General features: G+C 46.2%; 28 protein-coding genes and 1 pseudogene. 21 read left to right on the forward strand and 8 right to left on the reverse strand.

Translation table 11 applies throughout. The annotated features are described in order from the left end of the window. Window positions 1-17: 17 nt before the first annotated feature. Window positions 18-374: a VOC family protein gene (locus tag AB3R30_RS20285; RefSeq protein ID WP_458651032.1), complete on the forward strand. Its 357-nt coding sequence runs from the start codon at window positions 18-20 to the stop codon at window positions 372-374. A 90-nt stretch (window positions 375-464) separates the two neighbouring features. Next, on the forward strand, window positions 465-1,088 hold the full coding sequence (locus AB3R30_RS20290; RefSeq protein ID WP_458651033.1) for a DUF1176 domain-containing protein: 624 nt from the start codon (window positions 465-467) through the stop codon (window positions 1,086-1,088). Between the two features lie 253 nt (window positions 1,089-1,341). Here AB3R30_RS20290 and AB3R30_RS20295 read toward each other — a convergent pair. Continuing rightward, a pseudogene (locus AB3R30_RS20295) lies at window positions 1,342-1,509 on the reverse strand (IS256 family transposase); the annotation flags it as partial. Between the two features lie 532 nt (window positions 1,510-2,041). On the opposite strand from AB3R30_RS20295, the gene AB3R30_RS20300 reads away from it, so the two are divergent. From AB3R30_RS20300 to AB3R30_RS20320, 5 genes are all read left to right on the forward strand, one after another. Continuing rightward, window positions 2,042-2,395, forward strand: coding sequence for a four-helix bundle copper-binding protein (locus tag AB3R30_RS20300; protein ID WP_458651034.1), 354 nt, complete (start codon window positions 2,042-2,044; stop codon window positions 2,393-2,395). 162 nt (window positions 2,396-2,557) lie between these two features. Further along, complete coding sequence (locus AB3R30_RS20305) at window positions 2,558-2,752, forward strand: heavy-metal-associated domain-containing protein (protein WP_458651035.1); 195 nt, start codon at window positions 2,558-2,560, stop codon at window positions 2,750-2,752. Window positions 2,753-2,819: 67 nt separating this feature from the next. Then, entirely contained in the window at window positions 2,820-5,048 is a 2,229-nt protein-coding gene (locus AB3R30_RS20310) for a heavy metal translocating P-type ATPase (protein ID WP_458651036.1), read from the forward strand. Window positions 5,049-5,168: 120 nt separating this feature from the next. Beyond that, the gene (locus AB3R30_RS20315; RefSeq protein ID WP_458651037.1) at window positions 5,169-5,735 is read left to right on the forward strand and encodes a cupredoxin domain-containing protein; all 567 of its coding nucleotides are present in this window, start codon (window positions 5,169-5,171) and stop codon (window positions 5,733-5,735) included. Between the two features lie 29 nt (window positions 5,736-5,764). Then, entirely contained in the window at window positions 5,765-5,956 is a 192-nt protein-coding gene (locus AB3R30_RS20320; protein ID WP_458651038.1) for a hypothetical protein, read from the forward strand. On the opposite strand, the gene AB3R30_RS20325 is transcribed toward AB3R30_RS20320, so the two are convergent. Then, window positions 5,916-7,628: an HAD family hydrolase gene (locus tag AB3R30_RS20325; protein WP_458651039.1), complete on the reverse strand. Its 1,713-nt coding sequence runs from the start codon at window positions 7,626-7,628 to the stop codon at window positions 5,916-5,918. The two genes, AB3R30_RS20320 and AB3R30_RS20325, sit on opposite strands and share 41 nt — an antisense overlap. Window positions 7,629-8,367: 739 nt before the next feature. Here AB3R30_RS20325 and AB3R30_RS20330 point away from each other — a divergent pair. From AB3R30_RS20330 to AB3R30_RS20375, 10 genes are all read left to right on the forward strand, one after another. Next, entirely contained in the window at window positions 8,368-8,514 is a 147-nt protein-coding gene (locus AB3R30_RS20330; protein ID WP_458651040.1) for a hypothetical protein, read from the forward strand. Window positions 8,515-8,610: 96 nt separating this feature from the next. Continuing rightward, window positions 8,611-8,874: a hypothetical protein gene (locus AB3R30_RS20335; protein ID WP_458651041.1), complete on the forward strand. Its 264-nt coding sequence runs from the start codon at window positions 8,611-8,613 to the stop codon at window positions 8,872-8,874. Next, entirely contained in the window at window positions 8,871-9,230 is a 360-nt protein-coding gene (locus tag AB3R30_RS20340) for a CAAD domain-containing protein (protein WP_458651042.1), read from the forward strand. Before AB3R30_RS20335 ends, AB3R30_RS20340 begins: the two co-directional genes overlap by 4 nt. A 267-nt stretch (window positions 9,231-9,497) precedes the next feature. Beyond that, entirely contained in the window at window positions 9,498-10,610 is a 1,113-nt protein-coding gene (locus AB3R30_RS20345; protein ID WP_458651043.1) for a DUF2382 domain-containing protein, read from the forward strand. A gap of 79 nt (window positions 10,611-10,689) precedes the next feature. Continuing rightward, entirely contained in the window at window positions 10,690-11,205 is a 516-nt protein-coding gene (locus AB3R30_RS20350; protein ID WP_458651044.1) for a BON domain-containing protein, read from the forward strand. 171 nt (window positions 11,206-11,376) lie between these two features. Beyond that, window positions 11,377-11,628 (forward strand): DUF1830 domain-containing protein, encoded by a 252-nt coding sequence (locus AB3R30_RS20355; RefSeq protein ID WP_458651045.1) that lies wholly within the window; start codon window positions 11,377-11,379, stop codon window positions 11,626-11,628. Between the two features lie 218 nt (window positions 11,629-11,846). Next, window positions 11,847-12,236 (forward strand): hypothetical protein, encoded by a 390-nt coding sequence (locus AB3R30_RS20360; RefSeq protein WP_458651046.1) that lies wholly within the window; start codon window positions 11,847-11,849, stop codon window positions 12,234-12,236. Between the two features lie 15 nt (window positions 12,237-12,251). Further along, window positions 12,252-12,563 (forward strand): DUF421 domain-containing protein, encoded by a 312-nt coding sequence (locus AB3R30_RS20365; protein ID WP_458651047.1) that lies wholly within the window; start codon window positions 12,252-12,254, stop codon window positions 12,561-12,563. Continuing rightward, entirely contained in the window at window positions 12,560-12,691 is a 132-nt protein-coding gene (locus AB3R30_RS20370) for a hypothetical protein (RefSeq protein WP_458651048.1), read from the forward strand. The genes AB3R30_RS20365 and AB3R30_RS20370 overlap by 4 nt, the downstream gene beginning before the upstream one ends. 228 nt (window positions 12,692-12,919) lie before the next feature. Beyond that, window positions 12,920-15,409: a phosphoketolase family protein gene (locus AB3R30_RS20375; protein WP_458651049.1), complete on the forward strand. Its 2,490-nt coding sequence runs from the start codon at window positions 12,920-12,922 to the stop codon at window positions 15,407-15,409. 452 nt (window positions 15,410-15,861) lie between these two features. On the opposite strand, the gene AB3R30_RS20380 is transcribed toward AB3R30_RS20375, so the two are convergent. The 3 genes from AB3R30_RS20380 to AB3R30_RS20390 are packed head-to-tail and all read right to left on the reverse strand — an operon-like array spanning window position 15,862 to window position 17,101. Next, window positions 15,862-16,407 (reverse strand): ferredoxin, encoded by a 546-nt coding sequence (locus AB3R30_RS20380; RefSeq protein ID WP_458651050.1) that lies wholly within the window; start codon window positions 16,405-16,407, stop codon window positions 15,862-15,864. Between the two features lie 38 nt (window positions 16,408-16,445). Further along, the gene (locus tag AB3R30_RS20385) at window positions 16,446-16,832 is read right to left on the reverse strand and encodes a DUF1257 domain-containing protein (RefSeq protein WP_458651051.1); all 387 of its coding nucleotides are present in this window, start codon (window positions 16,830-16,832) and stop codon (window positions 16,446-16,448) included. 59 nt (window positions 16,833-16,891) lie between these two features. Further along, window positions 16,892-17,101: a DUF2997 domain-containing protein gene (locus AB3R30_RS20390; RefSeq protein ID WP_458651052.1), complete on the reverse strand. Its 210-nt coding sequence runs from the start codon at window positions 17,099-17,101 to the stop codon at window positions 16,892-16,894. 393 nt (window positions 17,102-17,494) lie between these two features. On the opposite strand from AB3R30_RS20390, the gene bioU reads away from it, so the two are divergent. Then, the gene (gene bioU / locus AB3R30_RS20395) at window positions 17,495-18,538 is read left to right on the forward strand and encodes a (S)-8-amino-7-oxononanoate synthase BioU (RefSeq protein ID WP_458651053.1); all 1,044 of its coding nucleotides are present in this window, start codon (window positions 17,495-17,497) and stop codon (window positions 18,536-18,538) included. Window positions 18,539-19,038: 500 nt separating this feature from the next. On the opposite strand, the gene AB3R30_RS20400 is transcribed toward bioU, so the two are convergent. Continuing rightward, on the reverse strand, window positions 19,039-20,217 hold the full coding sequence (locus tag AB3R30_RS20400) for a hypothetical protein (protein ID WP_458651054.1): 1,179 nt from the start codon (window positions 20,215-20,217) through the stop codon (window positions 19,039-19,041). A gap of 334 nt (window positions 20,218-20,551) precedes the next feature. After that, window positions 20,552-21,334 (reverse strand): hypothetical protein, encoded by a 783-nt coding sequence (locus AB3R30_RS20405; protein WP_458651055.1) that lies wholly within the window; start codon window positions 21,332-21,334, stop codon window positions 20,552-20,554. A 586-nt stretch (window positions 21,335-21,920) separates the two neighbouring features. On the opposite strand from AB3R30_RS20405, the gene AB3R30_RS20410 reads away from it, so the two are divergent. The 3 genes from AB3R30_RS20410 to AB3R30_RS20420 all read left to right on the forward strand — a co-directional run bounded on the left by AB3R30_RS20410 (window position 21,921) and on the right by AB3R30_RS20420 (window position 24,950). Further along, on the forward strand, window positions 21,921-22,607 hold the full coding sequence (locus tag AB3R30_RS20410) for a manganese catalase family protein (RefSeq protein WP_458651056.1): 687 nt from the start codon (window positions 21,921-21,923) through the stop codon (window positions 22,605-22,607). A 245-nt stretch (window positions 22,608-22,852) separates the two neighbouring features. After that, window positions 22,853-24,082: a family 10 glycosylhydrolase gene (locus AB3R30_RS20415; protein ID WP_458651057.1), complete on the forward strand. Its 1,230-nt coding sequence runs from the start codon at window positions 22,853-22,855 to the stop codon at window positions 24,080-24,082. A gap of 97 nt (window positions 24,083-24,179) precedes the next feature. Continuing rightward, window positions 24,180-24,950: a peptidase gene (locus AB3R30_RS20420; RefSeq protein WP_458651058.1), complete on the forward strand. Its 771-nt coding sequence runs from the start codon at window positions 24,180-24,182 to the stop codon at window positions 24,948-24,950. 36 nt (window positions 24,951-24,986) lie between these two features. On the opposite strand, the gene AB3R30_RS20425 is transcribed toward AB3R30_RS20420, so the two are convergent. After that, window positions 24,987-25,853 carry a transglutaminase family protein gene (locus AB3R30_RS20425; protein ID WP_458651059.1) on the reverse strand — a complete coding sequence of 289 codons (867 nt, stop codon included), beginning with the start codon at window positions 25,851-25,853 and terminating at the stop codon, window positions 24,987-24,989. Window positions 25,854-25,903 lie beyond the last annotated feature (50 nt).

A 25,903-nucleotide genomic window follows, 5' to 3' on the forward strand; every position in this document is an offset into this window, starting at 1 on the left:
GGTATGTCCCTAATTTTATGAATATTACTCGCTGTTTGCACACTGCGATTCTAGTGACTGATCTGGAACAGGCAGAATACTTTTACGGAACAGTGCTGGGTTTGGAGCGGTGCGATCGCGCCCTTAAATTTCCTGGTGCTTGGTATGAAGTGAATGGATACCAAATTCATCTGATGGTAGGCGCTCCGGCAGCGCTCAACAATCGAGAAAAGTGGGGACGAAATCGACATATTGCCTTTGCAGTAGCAGACTTGGAAGCAGCAAAAGCACAATTGCACACGCATGGTTGCCCCATCCAACTGAGTGCTTCTGGACGCGCCGCAATTTTTTCACAAGATCCGGATGGAAACGTGATTGAGTTGAGTCAGCTATAAGGGCATACATCCGCACGTAGCATTTTTCCTACTAAAAAATTTGCTGGATAGCATTCCTCTTCTTAGCCCCCCTACCCCTTTCTTAAACTGATGAACATAAAGCAACTGATTCAATTTTCATTTCTCATGGGGGCGATCGCCCTGATTGACAGCAATACTTTTGCCAAAGAAACGCCTCTTTCGCCCAGCCTTAAACCAGCGGTCAACTTAACAGCACCCAATTCAGCCAGGTCTACTGCGGAGATGGTGCTGAATAATCTATTAAAAAACTCTAAAAAAATAGGGTTGTGCAAAGATTCGTTGGATTTAGAAGCTGCAAAGCGCAACTCTAGAGTCTACGAACTGGAGAATCGGAAATATTTTGTCGTGTTTCAGTGCTTTTTAGCGGCATATCAGGGCAATTATGAGTTTTTGGTCGTCAATCAGCAGCCTGCTGCCAAAAAAACAGTGATGAAGCTGACGGCGACTGAATTTAGGGAGAATCAAGCGGGCAAGATGCAAAAAGTGGAGAGTTCATCGATTGGGGGGGTGCCAACCTATAGTCCTAAACAGGGCGTGTTAACAATTAATTCTAAATATCGAGGATTGGGTGACTGTGGTTCTCAGGCAAAATATCAGGTACAAAGTACGGGGCTGAAACTGCTGGAATTTAAAGCCAAGCTTGCCTGTGATGGCAAGTTAGAGCCTTTTAGAACATTTTATCTGGCAAAGTAAAGATAGAAGAGACTACGGGCTAAAAATTGATAACTACTCAGACTTAAAACATCGTGATGATTTGCGTAAAAGCACAAAAAAGCCTGTTAGGGTTTGAGAAAACTGACGCAAGTCAGAGGTCAATCTGTTGAGCGACTTCCTTACGAAAAAGCTTGCCATCAGCCCTGGCAAAATCCGAGCAGTCGTGGAGGTTCACTGTTAGAGACGGAGATCGCGTCCTGGGATCTGCGGCAAGTCCACAGTGCCACGGAATTTTCGCCAGTGATTTACGGTCATGTTTCGCATGGTCACGCTCAACCACCAGGAAGAACATAGATAAGCAACTGGATTCATGAGGAAATACTCCAATTTCATCGGATTTAGTGCAAAACTCCCGAAATAGGTGCTCTAGATGGTTCGTGGTACGAGTATGAGCGTGCAACTGGGTGTCAGATTGGTGTGTATACACGGTAGCCCAGAGTGGGCGAGGGACTTTGAGAAATTCTGCTCCCCTTCTCTCGTTTTGGGAGAAGCGATTATCTTAAAAGTCAAGCGAATCATGTCGGTGAACAGGGCAAACGCATCTTAATTTTTGCTGTTATCTCAAGATAGATTTTGGCTCCGAAGTGGGAGAGGCTAGGCTAGACACTTTGTGAACCCACCGATGAAGCTAAAGCCTAAGAACAAACTGGTTGAGCATTTTAGCAAGATTGAAGACCCTCGGATTGAGTGCAGCAAGCGACACAAGCTGATTGACATTCTGACAATAAGATACAAGGGGTTGGGGGATGAGGGCGGTTCGGCGCAAAAGTGTCCGGACTAAAGTGTCCGGACTATTGATGAAATTACTCTCATTCTGAAGAACGAAATTATCTTCCTCTCGCAAGAGGGAGGTAATTAGTTCAATGCCCTCTTAGGGTGAAGCTTAGGAGCCAGCGCGGTTTCACTTATACTAATTCACCAGGAGCGAAGCTATGACCACTACTCAATCTCATCAATCTCTTCTTGAAAGCTGCATTGAGGCTTGTTTTGACTGTCTACGAGACTGCGAAAATTGTGCTACAGCCTGTCTAGACAGCGACATGGTGCAAATGATGGCTCGGTGTATCAAGTTGTGCCGTGATTGTGCAGATACCTGCGATATTTGCGCTCGGTTTATGGCACGGAATTCTGACCTTCATGATCATCTCTGCAAAGTGTGTGCGGAAGCGTGCGAGCGCTGTGCGGCTGAGTGTGAAAAGCACGACCATGATCACTGTCAACGGTGCGCCCAATCCTGTCGCCGTTGTGCTGAATCTTGCCGCCAAATGGCAGCAGCAATGGTATAAAGATTTTCTTCGGGTGCTGGCTGTTACAAAAGTAATGCTGTCTTGCAGCAGCCAGTTCCATATTTGCTTATCAAACTCTTTCCCACAGATTTTGCTTGACTCTCCAGTGAACTAGAGACTCCAGAATGGAAGTGTAAATAATGAAGTAAAAGGATTGACCTCATGACACTTCAATTTAAAGTTTCTAACATGGCATGTTCTGCTTGTAGCGACACGATCACAAAAGCCATTCATACCGTTGATTCGACAGCCAACGTTCAAGCTGATCCGAAGACGAAACTCGTCAATGTTGAAACTCAAGCAGCCGAAAGCGCCATCAAAGCAGCGGTGATAACGGCGGGTTATACCGTTGAATAGTTTGTAGATGGTTGCGATCGCTTTAAAAGGGAGCACAGTGGAAAGTACTATATTGAAGGTGAGGGGCATGAGTTGTGCCTCCTGCGCGAACAACATTGAAACGGCAATTCGTGCAGTGCCGGGAGTTGAAGCCTGTAACGTCAACTTTGGGGCAGAGCAAGCGGCTGTCACCTATGATACCCATAAAGTCGATGTGGCTGACATCCAGAAAGCAGTTGAGGCAGCCGGGTACTCGACTCAACCTATGCAAGAAGACATTCTGGCTCCAGAAGATGATGCCGAGCGACGAGAACGGCAGTCAGAAGATCGTAAGTTGACTCAAAAGCTATGGGTTAGTGGCATCATTAGCGCCACTCTAGTGATAGGCTCCTTGCCTGCAATGACTGGGTTACAGATTCCCCTCATTCCCATGTGGTTACACAATCCCTGGCTCCAAATGGTGCTGACGGCTCCAGTGTTATTCTGGGCGGGAAGTGGTTTCTTTATCAACGCCTGGAAAGCCTTCAAGCGTCATACTGCAACGATGGATACCTTAGTCGCGATAGGAACCGGAACGGCATACGTTTACTCTCTATTTCCGACCTTTTCTCCTCAGTGGTTCATTGCTCAAGGTCTCAACCCGGATGTGTACTTTGAAGCAGCAGCAGTGATCATTACGCTCATCTTATTAGGACGATTGCTGGAAAATCGGGCAAAAGGGCAGACCTCGGAAGCAATTCGCCAATTGATGGGCTTGCAGGCGAGGACAGCGCGAGTGGTTCGTGAGGGTCGAGAAGTGGATATTCCGATCGCTGAAGTGGTTCTAGGCGATGTAGTGTTGGTGCGTCCAGGTGAAAAGATTCCAGTGGATGGCGAAATTGTAGACGGAAGTTCGACGATCGACGAAGCGATGGTCACAGGGGAAAGTGTGCCTGTGAAAAAGCAGTCTGGCGATGAAGTGATTGGAGCCACGATCAATAAAACAGGTAGCTTTACATTTCGAGCTACCCGAGTTGGAAAAGATACCTTCCTGGCACAGATCGTCAAACTAGTGCAGCAGGCACAAGGATCGAAAGCACCCATTCAACGACTCGCCGATCGCGTTACGGGATGGTTTGTCCCGGCGGTAATTGCGATCGCCATTCTCACCTTCATCATCTGGTTCAACGTCATGGGCAACGTCACAATGGCGTTGACTACCACCGTTGGCGTGTTGATCATCGCTTGCCCCTGTGCCCTTGGTCTCGCAACTCCCACCTCGATCATGGTCGGCACTGGAAAAGGAGCAGAAAACGGCATCTTGATCAAAGGGGCAGAAAGCCTGGAAATGGCACACAAACTGCACACGATCGTTCTTGACAAGACAGGCACCATTACCCAGGGGAAACCTACCGTCACCGACACCATCACGGTTAATGGCACCGCGAACCAGAACGAACAACGATTATTGCGATTCGCAGCATCCATCGAACGCAATTCCGAACATCCATTAGCAGAAGCCGTTGTGCAATATGCCCAATCTCAAGGGGTAGACTTGACAGATGCGCGGGAGTTTGAGGCGATCGCCGGAAGTGGTGTTCAAGGTCATGTCGCTAATCAATGGGTGCAAATTGGAACATACCGCTGGATGAATGAGTTGGGCATTGATACCAGCGCATTACAGCAACAGTGGGACGAACTGGAATATCTAGGTAAGACAGTCATTTGGATTGCGATCCAGGGTAAAGCTGAAGGAATCATGGGGATTGCTGATGCAGTCAAACCCTCGTCGGTGAGTGCAATTCGTGTCCTTCAACGAATGGGTTTGGAAGTGGTGATGTTGACCGGAGACAACCGTCGCACTGCTGAAGTCATTGCCCGTGAAGTCGGGATTACACGAGTCTTGGCAGAAATTCGCCCGGATCAAAAAGCGAATGAAATCTACAACTTGCAATCGGAAGGGAAAATTGTGGCAATGGTGGGAGATGGGATTAATGATGCTCCGGCACTGGCTCAAGCCGATGTAGGGATTGCGATCGGAACGGGAACCGATGTGGCGATCGCGGCGAGTGATATTACCCTCATCTCTGGTGACTTACAAGGTATTGTCACTGCCATTCAACTCAGTCGTGCCACCATTCACAACATTCGCCAAAATCTGTTCTTTGCGTTCATCTACAATGTGGCTGGCATCCCGATCGCGGCGGGTATACTCTACCCGTTCTTTGGCTGGTTACTGAGTCCCATCCTGGCGGGTGCAGCAATGGCATTTAGCTCCGTTTCAGTGGTCACGAATGCTCTACGGTTGCGGAACTTCCAACCTAAAACATCGAACTAGTTAAACCACTGTAAGGACTTAGTTATGCAAACAATTGACATTTTTTGAACCATTGCTGAGATTTGGCTTTCTACTGGATATTTTGTCAGACGCAATCGCATAGGAGCGGAGAGGACTAACATGATTCGCAAGTCAGTATTGATCGGGAATATTGCAAGTTTTGGGATTCTCTTAGGAATGCCTGCGGGTGAAGCAGTTGCCCAGATGCAACATGACGAGATGCAATCGACTACTCCTAAACAACCCGGTCAATTTCAGCGAATTGAGCAACCGTTATGGGTAAAAGCTGCCGTTACTGCAGGTGGATTTGGACTGATTGGGCTAGAGCTTTGGTGGTTTCTACTCAGTAAACCTAAATCTCGTAAAGCCACTATTGAGAGAGGTATTCAAGAAATCACTGTGATGGTTGATGGCGGCTATGACCCAAGTCAAATCGTGGTGCAAGCAGGACAACCCGTGCGGCTGAACTTCTACCGTAAAGATCCTAGCAGTTGCCTGGAGGAAGTTCGCTTTCCTGATTTTCGGATCGCTCAAGAACTCCCTGTTAATCAGACGACCGCGATCGAGTTCATCCCTGATAAACCAGGCAAATACGAGTTCACCTGTGGCATGAATATGTTTCACGGAGTAGTCGAGGTACATGCGGATACGGGATTGCGACCTCCATTTGATTTAGTCGTTCAATAGTATATTGATCAGGAATACAAACCAGGGGTATGGGCGCTCAATTGCTGAGTGTTGCAGGGTCGCAAGTCAAGATAGAAATGACGATTGACCTGAGTCGTTCAATGCTCACCAGTGAAGAGAACATCCAGCCAACTTTCAACAAAACCGGGTGCATGGCAACGGCATTAGTCTTAACATCTTTCATGCAGGCAAAGTATACCTCTGTTCGATCGCGGCTTTGATTCGGTTACGACTTTCTGCTGCTGAAATATCAGCAGTTGTCTCGACTTCAACTGCCTCATTTGCCAAGTCTTCATCTTTAATTGCTTCTTGGAACCAGCAAGAGTAATCTTGCTGACGCAAATGGTGAAGCCAAGTTTCATCATCCACTCCGTCTGCCAATTCCGTAAAAGAAATCAAGTTCTGGGCACGCAGCTTTAATTTGGCTTCTGATCCTCGGAAATAGAAACATTTATCATCTCCCAATGTACCCTCTGCATAATTGCGCTTATGCCGTTGCCTCTCAGTTTTGGGCGGTATAACTCGAAATTGAAATGGACTGGAACCATCCTTGTGGAACCAAGCGATCGCTTCCCCTGTTTCCAACTCATGGGGTTGAGGTTCCGGCGGACAGTGCCCAATTGTATTACAGAAATCCGCAATAGTTTTATCGGGTGCTTTACCCACTGTGACTAGCGTATCAACTAATTTCAGGGCTGGAACCGCGATTTGGTCGGGATGAACCGTAATCATGATCACGCTATTTAGTGCTTGAGGCAGAGTCAGCGCGGCAGGGTCCCAAGCGGAGGGCAGCATGTGGTGAGTTTCATCAATGACCAACCAGTGTGGTCGTCCCGTTCGTGACCGCATTTCTAATAGTGAGGGTAATAATCCGGCAAGGAATCCAGGACGATCATCAAGTTTGACTCCCAACATGTTGACAACCAAATTTTGGTCGGGTTTCTCCAACACATCTAAAATTTCACTCGTACTAGGCACCTGGGTACTGTCACCCAAGACGATCGCGCCTGCAAAATTTTCGTAGTCGCCCTCTGGATCGATGATACAGAACTGATAGCCCTGTTCTGCGATGCGTTCCAACACTCCAGTTGCCAGCGTTGATTTGCCACCACCCGACATTCCGGCTAACAAGATGCTGGTGCCGTAGGGCTGAATTTGTACGGGGGTTTCGTCGTCTCGCGTACCCAACACAATTTTGTGGCGATCGACCGAAGCCGCCAAATCCTTTAAATCAGAGGCAATCATTTCATCAATTAGTTCGATCACGCCCTCACCTCGACTGCCCTGAGTCACCCAATCTGCCCGTTCTTTCAATATCGGTAGAGCATTGGCAACTGCAACCGAAAATTCACACAAATCGAGAAAGGCGTGATCGTTTTCCGCATCCCCAACTCCAACAACATTGTGGGGAGATAAGTCTACTTGAGTGAGTGCTGCTTGCAATCCGCTGGCTTTATTAATGCCTGAGGGCAACACCATCACTGCACCCTTGTTAAAAATGACTTGCAACTCCAAACCCAAATCTCGAATCGCTTCCAGCACCTTCGTTTCGTTAGGTTCCCAAGTGGCAACAATCACCTGCCCAACAGCTAACGGATCAACCTGGCGCTCTTGCAAGGCGGCGATAAATACTTCTGGCGGGCGATCGCCCAACGGCTGTTCCTCTTTGGTTGCGGGGTAGTACAATAGCGCTCCATTTTCAGCCACAACACAGTCAAACCAATCAATTTGGGGAAATACGTCACACAGATCAGGCAAGTGCCGCCCTGTCACCAAAAACAATTTACGTCCAGACTCTTTCAGTCGCTTCAAAGCTTGTAGAGTTGGCTCATCCACTTTTCCGTGAGTAGCTAAGGTTCCATCAAAATCGCAAGCAAGAGCTATATATCGCATAATACAGAATTCTTCTACTTAAAAACACTTCTTAAAAACTATGTTGAAACATATAAAAATGAGTCCAGATATTTGATCATTAACCAGATGTTTGATTATTAATCTGAACTCACCTTTACAACAAAACTCAAGAAACAACAGTCAGATTAGATATTAGAGAGTAAGCCACAAGAACTAGCATCGGGCATCTTGGAAAATCATTGTTTTATTATTAAGCATTGTCCAGACCACGCTTCACATCATCCTTGAGATCTTCTTTGACATGATGATTTGACATGATGAAATGAAGCCTTAACTAGCCATCAGCCGCAAGCTATATAAAGTGTCTAATCTGCCGATTTCTATTAGCTTTACAGACGTAATTAGATTCGCAGGCGTAAGACCTGTAAGTAAAACAACCACGTTACTTTATAACGTAGCGGCTCATTGGCAAACTAACACCCTATCTGTAGACATAGGTGTTGAACAATCGCAGGTATTGCTAAAAATATGAACTTTTACTGTATGCTAGGCACTAACAAGCTGGGGACAAGCTGGGGATGAGATTTCTTGAGGAATAGGAGCTAATGTAGCTTGCGGTAGACGTATTGTCGTGATTCCGCACCTAACGTGATGTAAGTAAGGCGTTTAGGTAGCAGGAGAGAAATTATGCCACTGAACAAGATTAAAGATTTTGACCCCGATTACCGCACTCACTTTAACAACCCATTCACTACTTTTTTATAAGGACGTTAAAACGATGTCCAGCAGTGATGACTATAAGCGCCAGGTAATGAAAGATTTAGCAGGTGGAGACAAAGAAATGCTACCTGATGAATCCACTTCAGAAGACTATCAAAGCTTGGATGATTTCGCTCAACGTTCTTCTCACGATGAGCACCATTAGTTATTTAGTCGTTCGACTCAGGCGATCGCAGACTACCTGCATCAAACCAATCTGGAGGAACTCAATCCCGAAAGTATTCAGCGTGATCTACAAACGTTGCTGAATGATCCAAAAGCTGAAGCCTCTGCCCTGCAATCTCGCTTCTCTCAGATTGATCGAGAAACATTGGTCAAGCTCTTGAGTCAGCGGGATGACTTGACAGAAGAGCAGGTAAATCAGGCGATCGATCAGGTTCAATCTGCGATTCGGAGCTTGGTCAAAGCACCGCGACGGTTGGCGAGTCGGGCGCAAAAACAGGCAGTTGATTTTGAATCGAATCAGAAATCGCTTTGGTCGATGTTCCTGAATCGGACTCTATGATCTTTGAAGACTCATCAACCACTGAAACGGCAGAAGAAGCTTGGCGATCGTTCCAACTCAAAACATCTACATTTTTTGCCAATACAGCGGAATCGCTGAGTGCATTCTTTAAGAACAACAAACCACTCTTGATTAACTTAGGGTGGGTACTGTTAGTTTTACTAGGGTTGCAACTGCTGTTTACGATTCTGGATGTCGTTGACAACCTTCCCCTAATTTCACCCATTCTCAAACTTGTGGGTTTGCTCTCGACCAGTTGGTTTGTCTGGCGTTATCTACTTCGAGCCAGTAATCGTCAGGAACTAGGTCAAATCATTGATCGCACCAAATCTGAGTTGCTTGGCGATCGCAGTTAAAACCACCCAGTTGAAGCATTGAATTCAACTCATGCCTCAAATATCTAGCTAGAGATTTAACTCCCTCAGCGGATATCGATAGACTCAATTTCTATCTCTCTTTGATTAAAGCTAAAACCTTTTCTAGTTTACTTTTCATCCCTAAGACTCAAGCGATTTGCATCTTAGGGATGGCTAACTCATTAGCAAAAAAGAGGTTAATAAAGTCACAAGGCTAGAAATCCATCTCCGTAGTATCACAATTCCATTCTTTAGTAAGGAACGCATATGTCTTTAAATCGTCCAAATTCAGTGACAACCAATCAGCATCGACGAGCGATCGGCACCTTTCCGAATCGCAACTCGGCTGAACATGCACTCCATGAACTCAGAGACTCTGGTTTTTCAATGGATCGGGTATCTGTGGTGGCTCAAGACTCAGATCGGAATGACACCATTGCCGGATCGGATGTCCGCGATCGCGCCGATAACAAAGCTGACGATGGGGCAAAAGTAGGTGCCCTCTCTGGAGGGGCTTTAGGGGGGCTGACGGGATTACTAGTCGGTATCGGCGCTTTGGCAATTCCTGGGCTTGGTCCGATTATGTTGGCGGGAGCTGCTGCCACTGCCCTAGCAACCACAGCAGCAGGGACGGCAATTGGAGCCGCTGCCGGAAGTTTGCTCGGTGGCTTGATTGGGCTGGGTATTCCAGAAGAGCGTGCCAAAATTTACAGCGATCGCGTCTCTGCGGGTCAATATTTAGTCATGGTTGATGGCACCGATGCCGAGATTGCCCATGCTGAACGCATCTTAAATCATCGCGGTATTGAAGAATGGGGTGTGTATGATATTCCTGCGGCTGAAGCTGCTAATCACTCGACCGCTTCTGTGATGCCTGCCGCTGCGGTTCCTCCCGCGATCGCAACTGAAGAGGCAGCCAGAAAATTTGATGAGCGTCAGATCAAGGCAAGACAACCCGTTGTCAACCAGAACGCAGAGAATATCAATCTGTACGAAGAGCGGCTCGTGGTCGATAAAGATCGTGAAAAAACAGGTGAAGTTGCGATCGGGAAGCATATTGAAACTGAAACGGCTCGTGCCTCTATTCCAATTGAAAGAGAGCGGGTAGTGATTGAACGTCATGCTGCGGGTGATGGTACTGCTGTCACTCCTGGTAATGATGCGTTTCATGACGAAACCATGCGAGTAGAGGTTTACGAAGAAGCCCCTGACATTCACAAAGAAGCCTTCGTGCGGGAAGAAGTCAACATTCGCAAAGAAGTTGATCGAGAAAATGTCAACGTTGAAGAAACCCTGCGTCGAGAAGAGCTAACTATTGACAAGCAAGGTCATCCAGTTGTGGAAACAAGACCAGATAACATTCGCCGCGATCGCGCGTAAACCATTCTTTAGGTAGCAAAGTTCTATCAGGCTTTGCTATCGAACCCTACTACCCACCCTTTCAATCAACAACACAGCCATGAACAAACCAATCTTTTTTCTGCTCAGTAGCCTCTTAGCTTTGAGCGTTGCTGCCTGTAACAATGTTGCAAAAACTAGCAGTGAAGCCCCTAGTTCTACCGATGCAGCAACAGAAAACGTGGATAAACCAGTTGCTCAAACAAATCAAAATGATGCAACTAGCGAGATGCGCCGGAAGCAACTGAATTCTGATATTCGGGCGCGGGAGCAGCGCAATCAGGCGATGGGTGATAAAAGTGTCAAAACTGATGGTGATATCGAGAGTCAGGTGCGCTCCAAACTAGAAGCTAATCTACCTGCTAGTGCGTTAGCGATCGATGCCAACGATGGAGCCGTCACCGTCACTGGATCAGTGGTTAATGAAGCGCAACTGCAAAAGATTGAGCCGTTGACCAAAGAAATCAGTGGTGTGCAAAATGTCACCATTAATGCTACGGTTTCAGCCGCAAAACCAGAAGCTCCCAAACCTGGTTCTGATGAGCCGATCACAGATCACAACAACGTTAAAAACTAACACTCTCACAATTCACTCTTGATGTTTTTTGGTTTTAGCAGAAGGCATCAAGAGTATCTTGTATGCAAAATATTTCTATTTAAACAAGACTTCTATTTAAACAAGACTTCTATTTAAACAAGACTTCTATTTAAACAAGACTTAGATCTAACTCTCTAAAAGCCCTATACAATGACTCAGATTTTAGATAGCTTATCTACCAATAGTACCAATCAAATTCTCTGTTGCTACATCAATGCTACTCACAAGATCAAGATCGCTCGAATAGCAAACATTCCCGATTGGTATTTTGAGCGCGTTGTTTTCCCAGGGGAGCGGCTTTTATTTGAAGCACTGCCAGAAGCTCAATTAGAGATCTATGCGATGAAGTCCTCTGTTGTTGATCTGGTTGAGTTTACTGGGTGCGATCACTTATTGACCTAATGAAGTCTCTCTTTCGAGTCATGGTTTTTAGAATTTGCGCTCCTATGCTAGAGCGTTGACTGCAAATAAACCACAATGAAAGCCCTAAAGCATATTGGTGATTTGCAAATTACTCATGATCCTGCATTTCAACGGCGATCGTGGCAAGTTCAACGAATCAGTTGGATTGTAATTGCACTGTTTATACTAGCGGGACTACTTGGGTTGCTTGTACCTGGATGGCTGAGTGCAACTACAACCACAACACCAACTCTATCACTCCAGCTAGAGTACGATCTCCTGATTCGACCCACGCCCCTACTCGTCTTCAAATTCGTGCCATTCCAACCAGTAGCTCTGATGGAACCGCTCAAACTGGTAATCGCATCGTACAAATTCAAATGAGTCACGACTATTTAGAGCAATTTCAAATTATCCATATTTCGCCTCAACCGGAACAGACGATCGCTCAACCTGATTCCTATGTTTACCGCTTTCTCACTTCGCAATCGAGTCAACCCATTTCAGTAACGATTGATCTTGAACCAGAGCAAATGGGATGGGTAAACGGAGAGATAGGGCTTGATACAGAACCATCGCTGGAATTTGGGCAATGGATTTATCCTTAATTTGGAGAAAGAGTGATGGGTTCAGTGGTTCGTGCTGTTGTTGTTTATGTATTTCTGCTGGTTTTATTTCGGGTTGTGGGACAGCGATCGCTGATGCAAACCACAACATTTGATCTGATTTTGCTAATTATCGTCAGTGAAGCCACTCAAAATGCTCTCCTGGGTGATGATAATTCACTAACTAATTCATTTTCAGTCATCATCACTCTGGTTGGAGTTGATATTTTATTCTCGTTGTGGAAACGGCGATCGCCATATGTTGGAAAGATGCTAGATGGTGTTCCTCTTGTGATTGTCTCAGATGCCCCCCCCTGCGTGAGCAAATGAAGAAGGCTCGTGTCGGTGGTGATGATATTTTAATGGCTGCACGAGAATCACAGGAATTAGAACGGATGGAGCAGATAAAATATGCCGTGTTAGAGCGCAGCGGTGGCATCTTAATTATCCCCAAGTAATCGCAAGCCCATAGGTCAATATGTTCATCCGCACTCGTGATTGAAAATTAACGGATTCATTCCTCCTTCTTTTAGCTGAGGAAAGTTGATTCACTGTTTTGTTTACTAGAGTGTAAAGCAGTGCTTACTGGAAGTTAGAGTGAAGACAGATTTCTATTGATTTGAGTGTCAGATCAAGTGGATTTGTTCAAGATTGTCCATTTAAGTTAACCTCAGTTGAAACCTATTATGACAGTAGCAACTCCAGCCAAACAGCAACCTCTGAATGCAGACGAGCTTCGCAAAATTCATGCCTACTGGTGTGCTGCGAACTATCTTTCGGTTGGGCAGATTTATTTACTCGACAATCCACTCCTGCAAGAACCACTCAGGTTGGAACACATTAAACCCAGGTTATTAGGACACTGGGGCACAACGCCAGGATTAAATTTCCTCTACGCTCACCTCAACCGCATCATTACATCCCAAGACCTGAATATGATCTACATTGCAGGTCCAGGACATGGTGGTCCAGGAATGGTGGCAAACACTTACTTAGAAGGCACTTACAGCGAACTTTATCCTGCCGTGACGCAAGATGCATTGGGGATGAAGCAACTGTTCAATCAGTTTTCCTTTCCCGGTGGCATTCCCAGTCATGCAGCACCCGAAACGCCCGGTTCAATTCATGAAGGAGGCGAACTGGGATACTCGCTGGTTCATGCCTATGGAGCCGCTTTTGATAATCCTGATTTGATTGTCGCTTGCGTAATTGGGGATGGAGAAGCAGAGACTGGACCGTTGGCAACTAGTTGGCACTCGAACAAGTTTCTCAATCCTGTTTACGATGGGGCTGTTTTACCCATTTTACACTTGAACGGCTATAAGATTGCCAATCCAACCGTGTTGGCGCGGTTGCCTCATGAGGAACTTGAAAGTTTGTTTGTTGGATATGGGTATAAGCCTTATTTTGTTGAGGGATCTGACCCGGAAACAATGCATCAGTTGATGGCAAGTACGTTAGATTCCGCGATCGCAGACATTCAAAGTATTCAACGAGAAGCCCGGATACATGGTTTTACAAAACGTTCCCGGTTTCCCATGATTATTTTGCGATCGCCCAAAGGCTGGACGGGTCCGAAGGAGGTAGACGGCAAGAAAACTGAAGATTACTGGCGATCTCATCAGGTGCCTTTTTCCGAAATGGCAAGCAATCCAGAGCATGTGAAGTTGCTGGGAACCTGGATGAAAAGCTATAAGCCAGAAGAGTTATTCGATCAAAATGGCAAGTTAATGCCTGAATTAGGAGAGCTAGCTCCAAGGGGTGAGCGTCGGATGGGCGCAAATCCTCATGCCAACGGTGGTTTATTGCTCAAAGATCTCAGACTGCCGGACTTTCGTCACTATGCGGTTGAAGTTGCAGATCCCGGTGCTGAAATGGCAGAATCGACGCGCATTTTAGGTCAATTTCTCCGGGACGTGATGAAACAAAATTTGGATAGCCGCAATTTTCGAGTCATGAGTCCGGATGAGAATAACTCGAATCGTCTCAACGCCATTCTTGAAGTCACAGATCGCACCTCTACGGCTGAAATTTTACCGACCGATGATCATGTCGCTCCCGATGGTCGGGTCATGGAAGTGTTGAGCGAACACATGTGTCAGGGGTGGTTGGAAGGCTATCTCCTGACCGGACGGCATGGCTTCTTCTCTTGCTATGAGGCATTTATCCATATTGTGGATTCCATGTTTAATCAGCACGCCAAGTGGTTAGAAAGTTGCATTGATATTCCCTGGCGCAGAGCGATCGCTTCTCTTAATTATTTACTCACCTCACATGTGTGGCGACAGGATCACAATGGCTTTAGTCATCAAGACCCGGGCTTTATCGACGTGGTGACAAACAAGAAAGCAAAAGTGATCCGAGTTTACTTGCCACCGGACGCTAATACACTGCTCTCAGTCACCGATCATTGCCTGCGGAGTCGTCAGTACGTCAACGTGATCATTGCTGGGAAACAACCCGAATTGCAGTGGTTAGATATGGATGCCGCAATTAAACACTGCACGACCGGTGTTGGAATTTGGGAGTGGGCAAGCAACGACAAAGGCAGTGAACCAGATGTGGTCATGGCGTGTGCAGGGGATGTCCCGACCCTAGAAACGCTGGCTGCGGTTGACTTTTTGCGTTGCCACTTGCCAGAGTTAAAAATTCGGGTTGTCAACATTGTTGACCTAATGACGCTTCAGCCCAATACTGAGCATCCTCATGGGTTATCCGATCGCGACTTTGATTCTATCTTCACCACCGATAAACCCGTCATTTTCGCGTTTCATGGCTATCCCTGGCTAATTCATCGGCTCACCTACCGTCGCACGAATCACCAGAATCTACATGTCCGCGGATACAAAGAAGAAGGAACAACAACGACTCCTTTCGACATGGTGGTTGTCAATGATCTCGATCGCTTCCATCTGGCAAATGATGTAATTGATCGCGTTAGTAGACTGGGAAACCGTGGAGCCTATATCAAGCAGATCATTCGTAACAAGCTAACGGAACACAAACAATACATCACTACATACGGCGAAGACATGCCTGAGATTCAGAATTGGAAATGGCAGTACTATAATGCTCCTCCCGTTGAGAAGCAAGGTTCTAGCATGATTGAAACAGATGATGGCTCAACTGCTCCATCTGAAGCAGGCGCAGAGGGGACAGCCAGTTCTCGTTCGTAGTGCGATCGCCTTTGTAATTACTTGCCATTGATTCTGATTCGGTAATGTCTTCTGCGATCGTCGTCGGCTCTACATCTCCCTGTTAGCCGACATTCTTGCCCATGCGTTTGTCCGGTAGCAATGACAGCACTTGGTGGAAAGAACTTACTATCGTGTCAAATAATCCCCGCGCTCTCAACGGTTCTGGCTCTCTGGTCATTTAGATATTCTTACCATCCCGACATTTTGCAAACTTGAACAGCGTTTTCCTAAAATGAGAATTGCTGCTATCCACTTTTGTCTTTGTGCCATTGGCGAAAATAGGTATACACCCTAAAAAATTAGGCGCTGCTGAATGCAAGTATGATTTCTGACTGTAGGTGGAGGTCTTATGTTTACCCTGGCGTAGGTGGAGGGCAACCACAGGGGATTGCCCCTACAAATTTCATCCCCAGATTCAGCAATGCCAAAAATTAAAGATTGCTCTCTCTTACGATCTTTTTCTTCTTAGCCTTGGTCTGACGGCGGACTGAGCCATGATCAATCGGAAACCCTACCACTGGAATGACTTGATAAACTCGTTCTTCCTCGCGCTGCTTCAATTCGGTATAGTCTAACCAGTGAATGCAGTCTACAGGGCAAGTATCAATCGCTTCTTGAATCACTGCTTCCGAGTCGCTGTCTTGACTAATCACCCGCGATCGCCCGTAATCTGGCTCTATATAAAAGGTGTTTCGAGCAACATGGGCACAGTGCTTACAGCCAATACAGGTGATTTCATCGACATAGACCCCTTTTTGCCGTAAGACTCCACCCAGTTCAGGTTCTAGTCCAGTCAATCCTGACTCATTTCTTAAAGAGCCACCGAGTTCAGGTTCTAGCCCTGAGCGATTTAACTCGTCGAACGCGCCTACACTACTGGTTAAATCATCCATATGACCACACTCTCTATCCATTCGACTAAAGACAAAGTGAAAGCGAAGCACTGGTTTAGAGCGATCGCCAAACGAACGATTCATCCAAAATGCTTCGCTTTCAAAAGTTTTATTGTAAAAAGCTATGCACTCCAGCGTTGCAAAACTAACCGGATGGAGCCATCACCGTTTTGCTGTTGGTCAGATACCTGGAAACCTTGTTGAGCGGTTTCGTTTAACACAGTTTGGAAAGCATAACGCTGAGTGATTTTGCTGAGAAACAGTTCGACCGGGATGGGTTGGTTCCAAAATTGCAAATCAGCGACTAATTCATATTCACTGCCATTCCAGCTAAAACCGATATCGTAGCCGTTGGCTTGGGCGATCGCCACATCCGCCGTGTGAGTTTGCCCACGATAACCAGACACCGCTTGCGGTCCAGGTTGCCAATCAATTTCAAGGTCAGTTAAAGCTTTTTCTAAAGCAGGAAGATTCCGAATTTGGGTTTTAATTTGACTAAAGTGTGACATGGCGATTTTTATAAACGATACAACTGGAAAAAATTCAAAAATTTGTAGCTTGGCAAAAACTACCATTCGCTAACGGTGGAACGAGTATGAGTAACAGCCGACTGTTCCACTTTTTGAGCGAAATATTCAGAAGTCATCTCTTGGCTTAAAACCTGACCTAGCTGAGCTTCGATCGCAGCAGTCACCTCAGCACAAGACGCACCTACAATCCCGGTTACTGTTTCTTGCACACGACCATCTGGATAAATAATAAACTCTAGAGTTTCCATGCTTTAGTCCACTAAGGATATACTGCTGTTCCTAAGATTTAGCCAAACCCTCACCACAGCAAGAATTGTTCAGTGCATAAAATGCTTATTAACTAAATTAAGGCTAGGAAATAAACCTGAACCAGTGAATTGTAAAACTTAACAAAAATTATGAATATTGTAGGTAATGACTCAGTTATTGTCAGTTTCTCTTAACTTAAAAGTGCAGTCAAGTCAAAATCCAAAAAATTATCTCAACTCAAGCACCCTATCAATTTAATTCTCAGTAATTTTTTGTAAGACATGTTAATAATCTACAGGCTGCTGTCAGGGGGTTGCTCTGCCATGAGATGGATAATCGGCGAGATTCAGTTGGATAATGAGAGTCTGTTTATTTTGGGTAGCAAGTAAAAAATGGCTCAGCAATACATGACACAAGAACTCGCATCACCTAATAATTCACATAATCCACTAGGGGCACCGATTCGGGTGGGGATACTAGGATTTGGTGGTTTGGGGCAAGCCGCTAGTCGAGTATTAGCTCTCAAAACAGAAATGAAACTGGTCGCGATCGCCGATCAAAAGGGCTATGCTCACAATCCCCATGGCTTACATGCCGACACCAGTATTGCTGTCTGTCTGTCACACGACTCTATTGGCTACTTAGATCATGGCAGCTTGAGCGACAACAGCATTCACGAACTGATTCACCGCGCTAGTGATGTTGAAGGCTACTTTTTGGCACTACCCAACTTGCCCAATACCTTTATGACATCCGTTGTCCAGCAATTTATGGAAGCAGGCTGGCAAGGAGTACTCGTCGATGCGATGAAACGAACCAGTGCGGTGGAACAATTGTTGTCATTATCAGATGACTTAAAAGCCTGTGGGATTACTTATATGACGGGTTGTGGTGCCACACCGGGCTTGCTTACTGCGGCGGCGGCACTGGCAGCCCAAAGCTTCAGCGAGGTTCACGCTGTTCAAATCACTTTTGGCGTAGGTATTGCTAACTGGGAAGCTTATCGCGCAACGATTCGAGAAGATATTGCCCACATGCCAGGATATGACGTGGAAGCCGCTAGAGCGATGACCGATGTTGAAGTAGCAGCCCTTCTAGCCCAGACAAACGGGCTATTGACTTTAGAAGATATGGAACATGCGGATGATGTGATGCTGGAGTTGGCAGGAATTTGCGATCGCGATCGGGTCACGGTGGGCGGCATTGTCGATACTCGCAATCCCAAAAAACCACTCAGCACGAATGTTCGCGTGACAGGGCGCACCTTTGAAGGAAAACTATCCACTCATACGTTTACCCTAGGGGATGAAACCAGCATGGCAGCAAATGTTTGTGGTCCCGCTTTTGGCTATCTCAAGGCAGGGGTTGAACTGCATCGCCGAGGACTGCATGGCGTATTCACGGCGGCTGAGGTGATGCCTAAGTTTGTTCGATAATTTTTAGCTCTGAAATTTGCACCTTCTTAGGATGTGTTGGTGTAGCAAAACGCATTATTTTTTCGGATTGGTGCGTTTCGTTAGATTGATGCGTTTCGCAAGACTCAACATATCCTACAGGAGAGGGATTTAGGGTGAGGGTCAAAATTGATGGCATGGCAAGGGTTTTCAGCATTTTCACAAAAACTGCCCGAATCAGTCACCGCTATCACTGAAATTTCTAAGCCCTTCTCAGTCCGGCTCTGCCTCCCGTTGTAAAGCCAATCCAACCCGTAGGTCGCTTTGCCGCTTTTGGGAAAAACGAGCAGTCCATCGCCCCAATGCACCTAGCATCACTCGCTATTGCTGCCTCAATCCACTTGGCATTCAAGCTGATGAAGCAAAACTCTTGGCGGTACTAGCGGCGGTAGGTTCTCTCGGACATCCGAACTACTGATTCAGAGATCGAAGCTCGAAGCTCGAAGCTCGAAGCTCGAAACTCTACCCCAACCCTTCTAGCACTATTGCCCAGCCCCCATCATGCCAGGAAGTTGCGTTGAGCATTCTGCATTGCGAAATCCATAATCAAAGCTAGCCAGATCGTTGAGACTAGGCGCACTAGATGCTGGAAAAATTGGGTAGAGTGTCCCACCTGCATCTCTAGACGCAAGCACATCAGTTTGATCAACCCAGTACATGGCGTTACTTTGATAGCTTAATTCGCGACTAATTGCAGTACCGTTGGAAAACTCTAGTCTGCCGTTGTTTCCAGAGTCCGTCACTACACAAACTCGGCTTTTTACTTTGGATGGGTAGACGTAATAGACCCGCTCGCCTGTTGACCAAGCCCCAATAAATTTCGCGATCGTTGGGTTTGATTTGGCTATCGTTGCCTGAAATGCTTGCCGCTGAGTGAGATCGATCGCCGCCAATGATGTTCCTTTACCATAGGCACCCGACTTCAAATTGCGTTTAAATTGGGTTAATTCTTGATTGCTAGGATAGCCCTTGCCTCCCGAACTCGGTGAGTTTGCATCAAGCGCCTGAACAGTATTAGGGGGCAATTTTGCTAGGGTTGCAGGCTCTAGATCTAGAAAACGTAGAGACTCGGACACTGCCACCACTTCTTTTACGGGCAAATCCTGACAATTTGCTAAATCAGATCCCAGTCCATCCGCCGTATAGTTTGCACCCACAACTCGATAGAACGGACCGCGGCTCATCCACTGCCCAATTAGCAGCGGCGCAGGTCCACCCGGCTTATTGACTTCGATCGCGCCCTTGCCCATGGCAGGATTTTGTACCTTAAAGCTACCCGCCGTGCCCGCAGGAATACCGCCGATTCCACCACTGGTTCCTTCTACCGCAAAACACTTAGAACTCCCTCGATAAACCAACAAATAGCTCCGCCCAAACCGAGGATCAGAGCGCCCAGTGATGGCAGTAAGCTTCATTCCAGAGGGGACATTAATTGGCATTGCAACCCGCATTCCCAGCGATCGCAACTCTTGAATTTGCGCCTGCGGTACTTGGAGGTAAATCGGCTGTCTACCCTGCGCTATCAGTTGCAGACTACGGCGAACTGTCATACCAGACGGGTTCTCAAAACCATTTGCGGTTGGAGTTGCCTGGGCTAACGCGGGTAAAATGCCAACACTGACGGTTGCTATCCATAGGCTGCTCAAAATCTGATAATTCATCTTCGTTCTCTTCATTCTCTAGCGGGTAATGGAAATGTAAAAACCTCCTAACTTATCTAAAGTATCTATTGAAATTATGCAACTTGAAATGATGCAGATTGAAATTATCTAACACCTAAAGCAAGTTATTCGCCGAGACTAGATTTAGAACGGTACAAGCCAGCATCGACCACGATTCAGTCGATCGCCCAATTAATTAGAAACGTAGTAAATCGGCACCAGTGTTTCGGCTACAAACACTGGTACGATCTTGATGTCAGATTTTTAGTTGCTAAGCTCATAGGTGCTTGGGAGCGATCGCGATGTAAACCGCACCTAGCCTTACTCTGGCAAATCAGAGAGAAGCGGCTACCGCATTGCTAGCATACATTCCCCGACCAATACTCTTCCACTTTCCCTTGTTTTTGCCCGTTGAGAGAACATTGGTCAATGAAATTTTTGCTCGTTGATAATCTTGATTAGAAAGATCACCGTATAGCTTAGCAATCACATCGCTTAATCCGATCGGCTCACCCGATGTCTCTAAGATTTGAGACACTGCATCTGTAAACGATTGCTCTTGAAACTCTACTCTCACAAAATGCTTCAAGTCGGGAGATTTTGCCGACTGATTTGCTTTATTAGTGGATTTTTTCGCCGTGCTGGTTGATTTTGCTTTCAATGTTCGTGGCTTTTGGGCAGTAGAACTTTGAGCCGCCGATTTTGATTTTGGACTGGCTCCTTTACGGCGATCGCTCTTTGAAGTAGATGCCGCTATCAACTCATTCTCTGGATCTATTAGGTTACTATCAGTAGGCGTAGCACTACCGTTGGAGCTAGACAATGGCACCTCAATTGATAGGCTAGTCGGGCTAGCATTGGAGGCTGCGCCATCAGCCGATACCTCATCGATTGGCAATTTGGAAATCAACCCAAGAGTGACTGCCTCAATCAGAATTGCCTCAATCCCTTGAAGTTGAGTAGTTTTTTGCTCTGCTTGTGCAGTGATCCATTGAAGTTCGTGGGTTAGATGCTCTTTCACTTTTTGAAGAGAAGCCACAAACGCGATCGCCTCATCTTTGTCTAATGTCTGCAAATAGGAAGTTGGAGAAGTTACCACAGCTAGTTCTTTAAGCATTAATTTTTCTCGATTTTACGCTTTCCTCGTTAATGCGCGAATCTATTAGTGATTTTGTTACGCTTCTCAACATACTTTTCAATATACAAGGATTGATCAAGCGGGTAGCACTATGGATTTCACACTGCATTTTTATACCCATTAGACATCATTCATTCCAAGAGGCATCTCACTGGTAGGGGATTCTAGCCAGTGTAACCAGTTGCACCTCATCTTTTTAAGTAGAAGATCGATCTAAGAACTCTCTCTTGAGGGACAGGTAAGGGAGAATCCACAAATGTACTATCAATGGACTGCTTTGCTTCCAATCGGATTTTTCGGAAGAAGCGACCATCAGTAAGACTAATAGGACGTAGGTACAGGAATGTATTTCTATCACTTTAAGGGCAACAGCATCAAGCTGTTTACTTGTTTACTTCTAAGAAAGGTAAATCATCCAGGCTTAGAAGCGTTAGAAATGCTTAATTTTGTATTCTATGTAACCTAACCTACAGTCCAAAGATTGATGCGTTTCGCAAGACTCAACATATTGACTTGCACAAAATTTGATTCAACTTGGCATAGCCAATTATTCTAGGAGAGGCACATGTTTTTTCACAAGAAAGATGTCATTCATACAGTGAATATCAAAGAGGCGCACCCCCGTTTTGCTCAACTATTGCTGGAGCAATTTGGCGGCGCAACTGGGGAGCTTTCAGCCGCCCTGCAATATTGGGTACAGTCTTTTCATGTTGAAAATGCTGGTATTAAGGACATGCTTCAAGATATTGCGATCGAAGAATTTGGTCACTTAGAAATGGTGGGCAAAATGATTGAAGGTCACACCAAAAACGTTGATCAAACAGATGCTTATAAAAGTACTCTCTTTGCTGTTCGGGGTATGGGACCTCATTTTCTCGATAGTCAAGGCAATGCTTGGACTGCTAACTACCTCAATGAAGGGGGCGATGTTGTTCGTGACTTGAGGGCTAATATTGCCGCTGAAGCTGGCGCACGCCAAACCTATGAGGCATTAATCAAGTTAGCTCCTGATGAAGGAACCAAAGAAGCATTAGTGCATTTGTTGACTCGCGAGATTTCTCACACAAAGATGTTTATGGAAGCGCTTAATTCCTTGGGCAAGTTGGATGATCCGTTTTTTGGGAACGTTCAGCCTGATGAAACAGTGGACATTTACTATAATTTGTCTTCTAACGGTGGCAAAGATGAGCGTGGTCCGTGGAACTCGGAGCCGAACTTCCGTTATATTGCTGACCCTGCATCACAGCATTAGTTTTAGCAGCTAACTACATTAGTAGCTAAATGCATCAGTTAAACCCTCCCTTTTGCCTCATAGCGGCGATCGCGGAGGGTTTTTAACGACTATTAAACTAGCCCGGAACGGAGTGATCGCCCAGTGAAGTATTAGGGTAGTTGATAGGATGCTGAATTACAGTGTATTCCTTGTGGTTCGCTTGGAGCTAATACAGGTAAAAAGATAAAGACCGCCATAATCAATGAACAGTCATTCATGCTGCCATGCCGCCTAAAAAAGAAAACTCTGGATGTGGATGTTCGAGCATTCCAATTTCATTTCTCATCATTGTGTTAGGCGTTGGGTATTGGAGCTTAACCCATCTCAATGATTTAGGCATTAAAAAGTTTTTACCTGATGCTATCAGTAAGCTTCTGCCGAATCGTCAAACTCCGCCGGCTCAACAACCCACCGCTTCAATTGCCACCGCTCCGATTGTGATTCCTACGCCAAGTCAGCGCGTAGCTGTCATTCAGTCTCCTTCACAGCAAAGCCTGCCAACGGGAATATCACAACCCAAATCGCCAGTACCCTTACCCAAATCTCCTGTAAAATCGTTATCTCAATCCCGCTGGGAGAAAAAGGCAATCAGAGGGATTTATCTAAGTCGGTATCAAGTCACAAATAACGCTAGCGAACAAATGATCCGCGATCGCGTTCGTTATTATCGCAAACAAGGCATGAATACCATCATTCATGGGGTGTGGGGTAATGGCTGCACGATGTATAACAGCCAGGTTATGCAGCAAACGTTTGGATATAAAAGTTGCCCAAATCAGTTTCAAGATCAATGGTTAGATTGGTTGATTGATGAAGCGCATCAGCAAGGAATGCAGGTTCATGCCTATTTTGAGAAAGGGATAAAAATCGATAAGAACAGCCCAATTTTTGACTTGGCAATCTCTAAACGATGGATCGTGCCTGGAGTAGATAAAACTTACGCTGGGATTGATCATTATGTTTTGGACGTTGAGATCCCAGAAGTTGCTAATTTATTCAAAAAAATTTCAGTCGAATTTGTGCGGAAATATCCCACCATTGATGCGGTTCAGTGGGACGACTATTTAGGATATCATGCTGCTCTTCCTGGAAAAATTGATCGCACGGCTCGTTTAACTAGTTTTGTTAGGCAACTGCGATCGGGGATTAAGCAAGCGAATCCAGCGGTTAGCTTCGATCTGTGTCACCACAATCCCTATTGGGGTAAGCGCTATTTTGCGGCTGATTGGCAAAACTGGCAGATCGATCGCGTTTTTATTCAAGTCTATAACGATGCTAATTTTCGCCAAGAGTTAGAGTATGCCAAAAATTATGCTGGAGTAGCGATTTCAGAGAAGCAGCTACATCGCTTAAAAGAACTCGTTAGCAACCCCAAAATTAAAGGGGTGTTAGTGTTTCCCTACGCTGGAAAACCAGAAGAAGCCGCCTCGCTGGTCAAGAAAACACTTCAATGAGCGAGGGCTGCTAGATAGCCCAATTTTTCTCAGCAGTTTTTTTCTCAGTTTCTGCCAACCGATTTAGAATCAGAAAGAATTGTTTTTTGCTGGCTGCATGACCTATTGCCTTGGAATTATTACTGACACGGGTTTGATTATGGCGGTAGACTCTCGCACCAATGCCGGAGTAGACTACGTTTCAACCCACCAAAAGCTATTTAACTTTTCTCGACTCGGCGATCGCGTGATCGTGCTTTGCACCGCCGGAAACCTATCCATGACTCAGGCAGTCCTCAACCTGCTGCACCGAGATATTGACACCCAAGCTGAAGTCAATCTTCATACTTTGGATAGCCTCTATGAAATTGCCCGTTACATCGGCGGCAAAGTTCGACAAATACGCGAGCAAGACCGTCAATGGCTTGAAAAAGATCGCATCGACTTCCAATGTAGCTTTTTGTTAGGCGGACAAATTCAAGGCAAGGCACCAGGGCTATTTCTCATCTATAGCCAAGGAAACTGCATTCAGGCTTCTAAAGATACGCCATTTCTGCAAATTGGTGAAGCAAAATATGGCAAACCCATTCTCGATCGCATCCTCAGCTTTGAAACCACCTTAGAAGCCGCTGCCAAATGTGCGCTACTTTCGATCGACTCCACCATGAAATCTAATATTTCAGTCGGACCGCCCATCAACCTAGTGATGTATGAAAAAGATTCCTTCAAAATTCGCTATGAACTGAGACTAGAGTTAGAAGCACCCTATCTCTCCCAGATGCGCCGTTTATGGGAAGTCTCCCTAAATGAAGCCTTCAATCGGATGCCTGATGTCGATTGGGATCAATATCTTGAGGTTCCCAACTCTCCAACACGAGGAGAGATCTAGGGCTGCGGCGTGAGCGTTCAGCCGAATGATGACGGTTTAATTGGAGGGTTTAATCACCAACGTATAGCTCATGGAGGATTGAACTCCACCGGGAGTAAATGAGCCAGCCACGGGCGCAGTATATCGAGATGAGGCACTGGCAACCAAGGCAATATGGCGATCGCTCACCGCTAACCCCTGGGTGGGATCATATCCCCGCCAGCCGCCGCCCGGTAGATATACTTCTGCCCACGCATGGAGATGCCGCTCTGGATTGTCTGGGTCACCCTCCTGATAGCCACTAACGAACCGTGCCGCTAGCCCGATCGCTCTACACACCTCCACAAACAGCACCGCAAAATCTCGGCATGTCCCCGATCGCTGCTTCCAGGTAGTTCCGGCAGGCAGGGGATCGCCCGTTTCCCGAATCTGATATTGACACCCTTGATAAACCTGCTGATTTAACTGAGACAGGAAATTGAGCGGCTCTCCATTAGTTTGAACCCAGAGATCTTGGGCAAACTGGGCAGCGATCGGATCAATTGAACTGGTGTATCCGGGCTGTTGCCCCAGCAGATAAGGCTGCAACTGCACCAATAGCGATGCTGGATAATCTGCCGGCAGGCTAACTGCCCAAGCCTCCAAAAAGTAATCAAACGGATTGAGGCGAAATGTTTCCACATCGGCACCAGTTTGAATCACCAGCGATTCGGTTGGCGTGGAATCAAACCACAGTTTGATCAGTGAATTGCCATCTAAATCGATGATTTGGGTCTGCTGTTTGGGTTGGGGAGTGACGGTAATCGTAAAAGAATGCAAGGTTTGACAGCCATCACTGCGGGGACGCAACCGCACGACATGGGGCTGCAAGCTCACTGCCTGCTGATAAATATAGTCGGTGGTGTGTTCGATTTGATAACGCACAAGTTTAAGGGGAAAGGGCAGAAGGAAAAGCGTGTTTTGGCGTTGCTTGC

The organism is Sivoneniella epilithica UHCC 1019 (assembly GCF_040830845.1).
Lineage (GTDB): Bacteria > Cyanobacteriota > Cyanobacteriia > Leptolyngbyales > Leptolyngbyaceae > ULC077BIN1.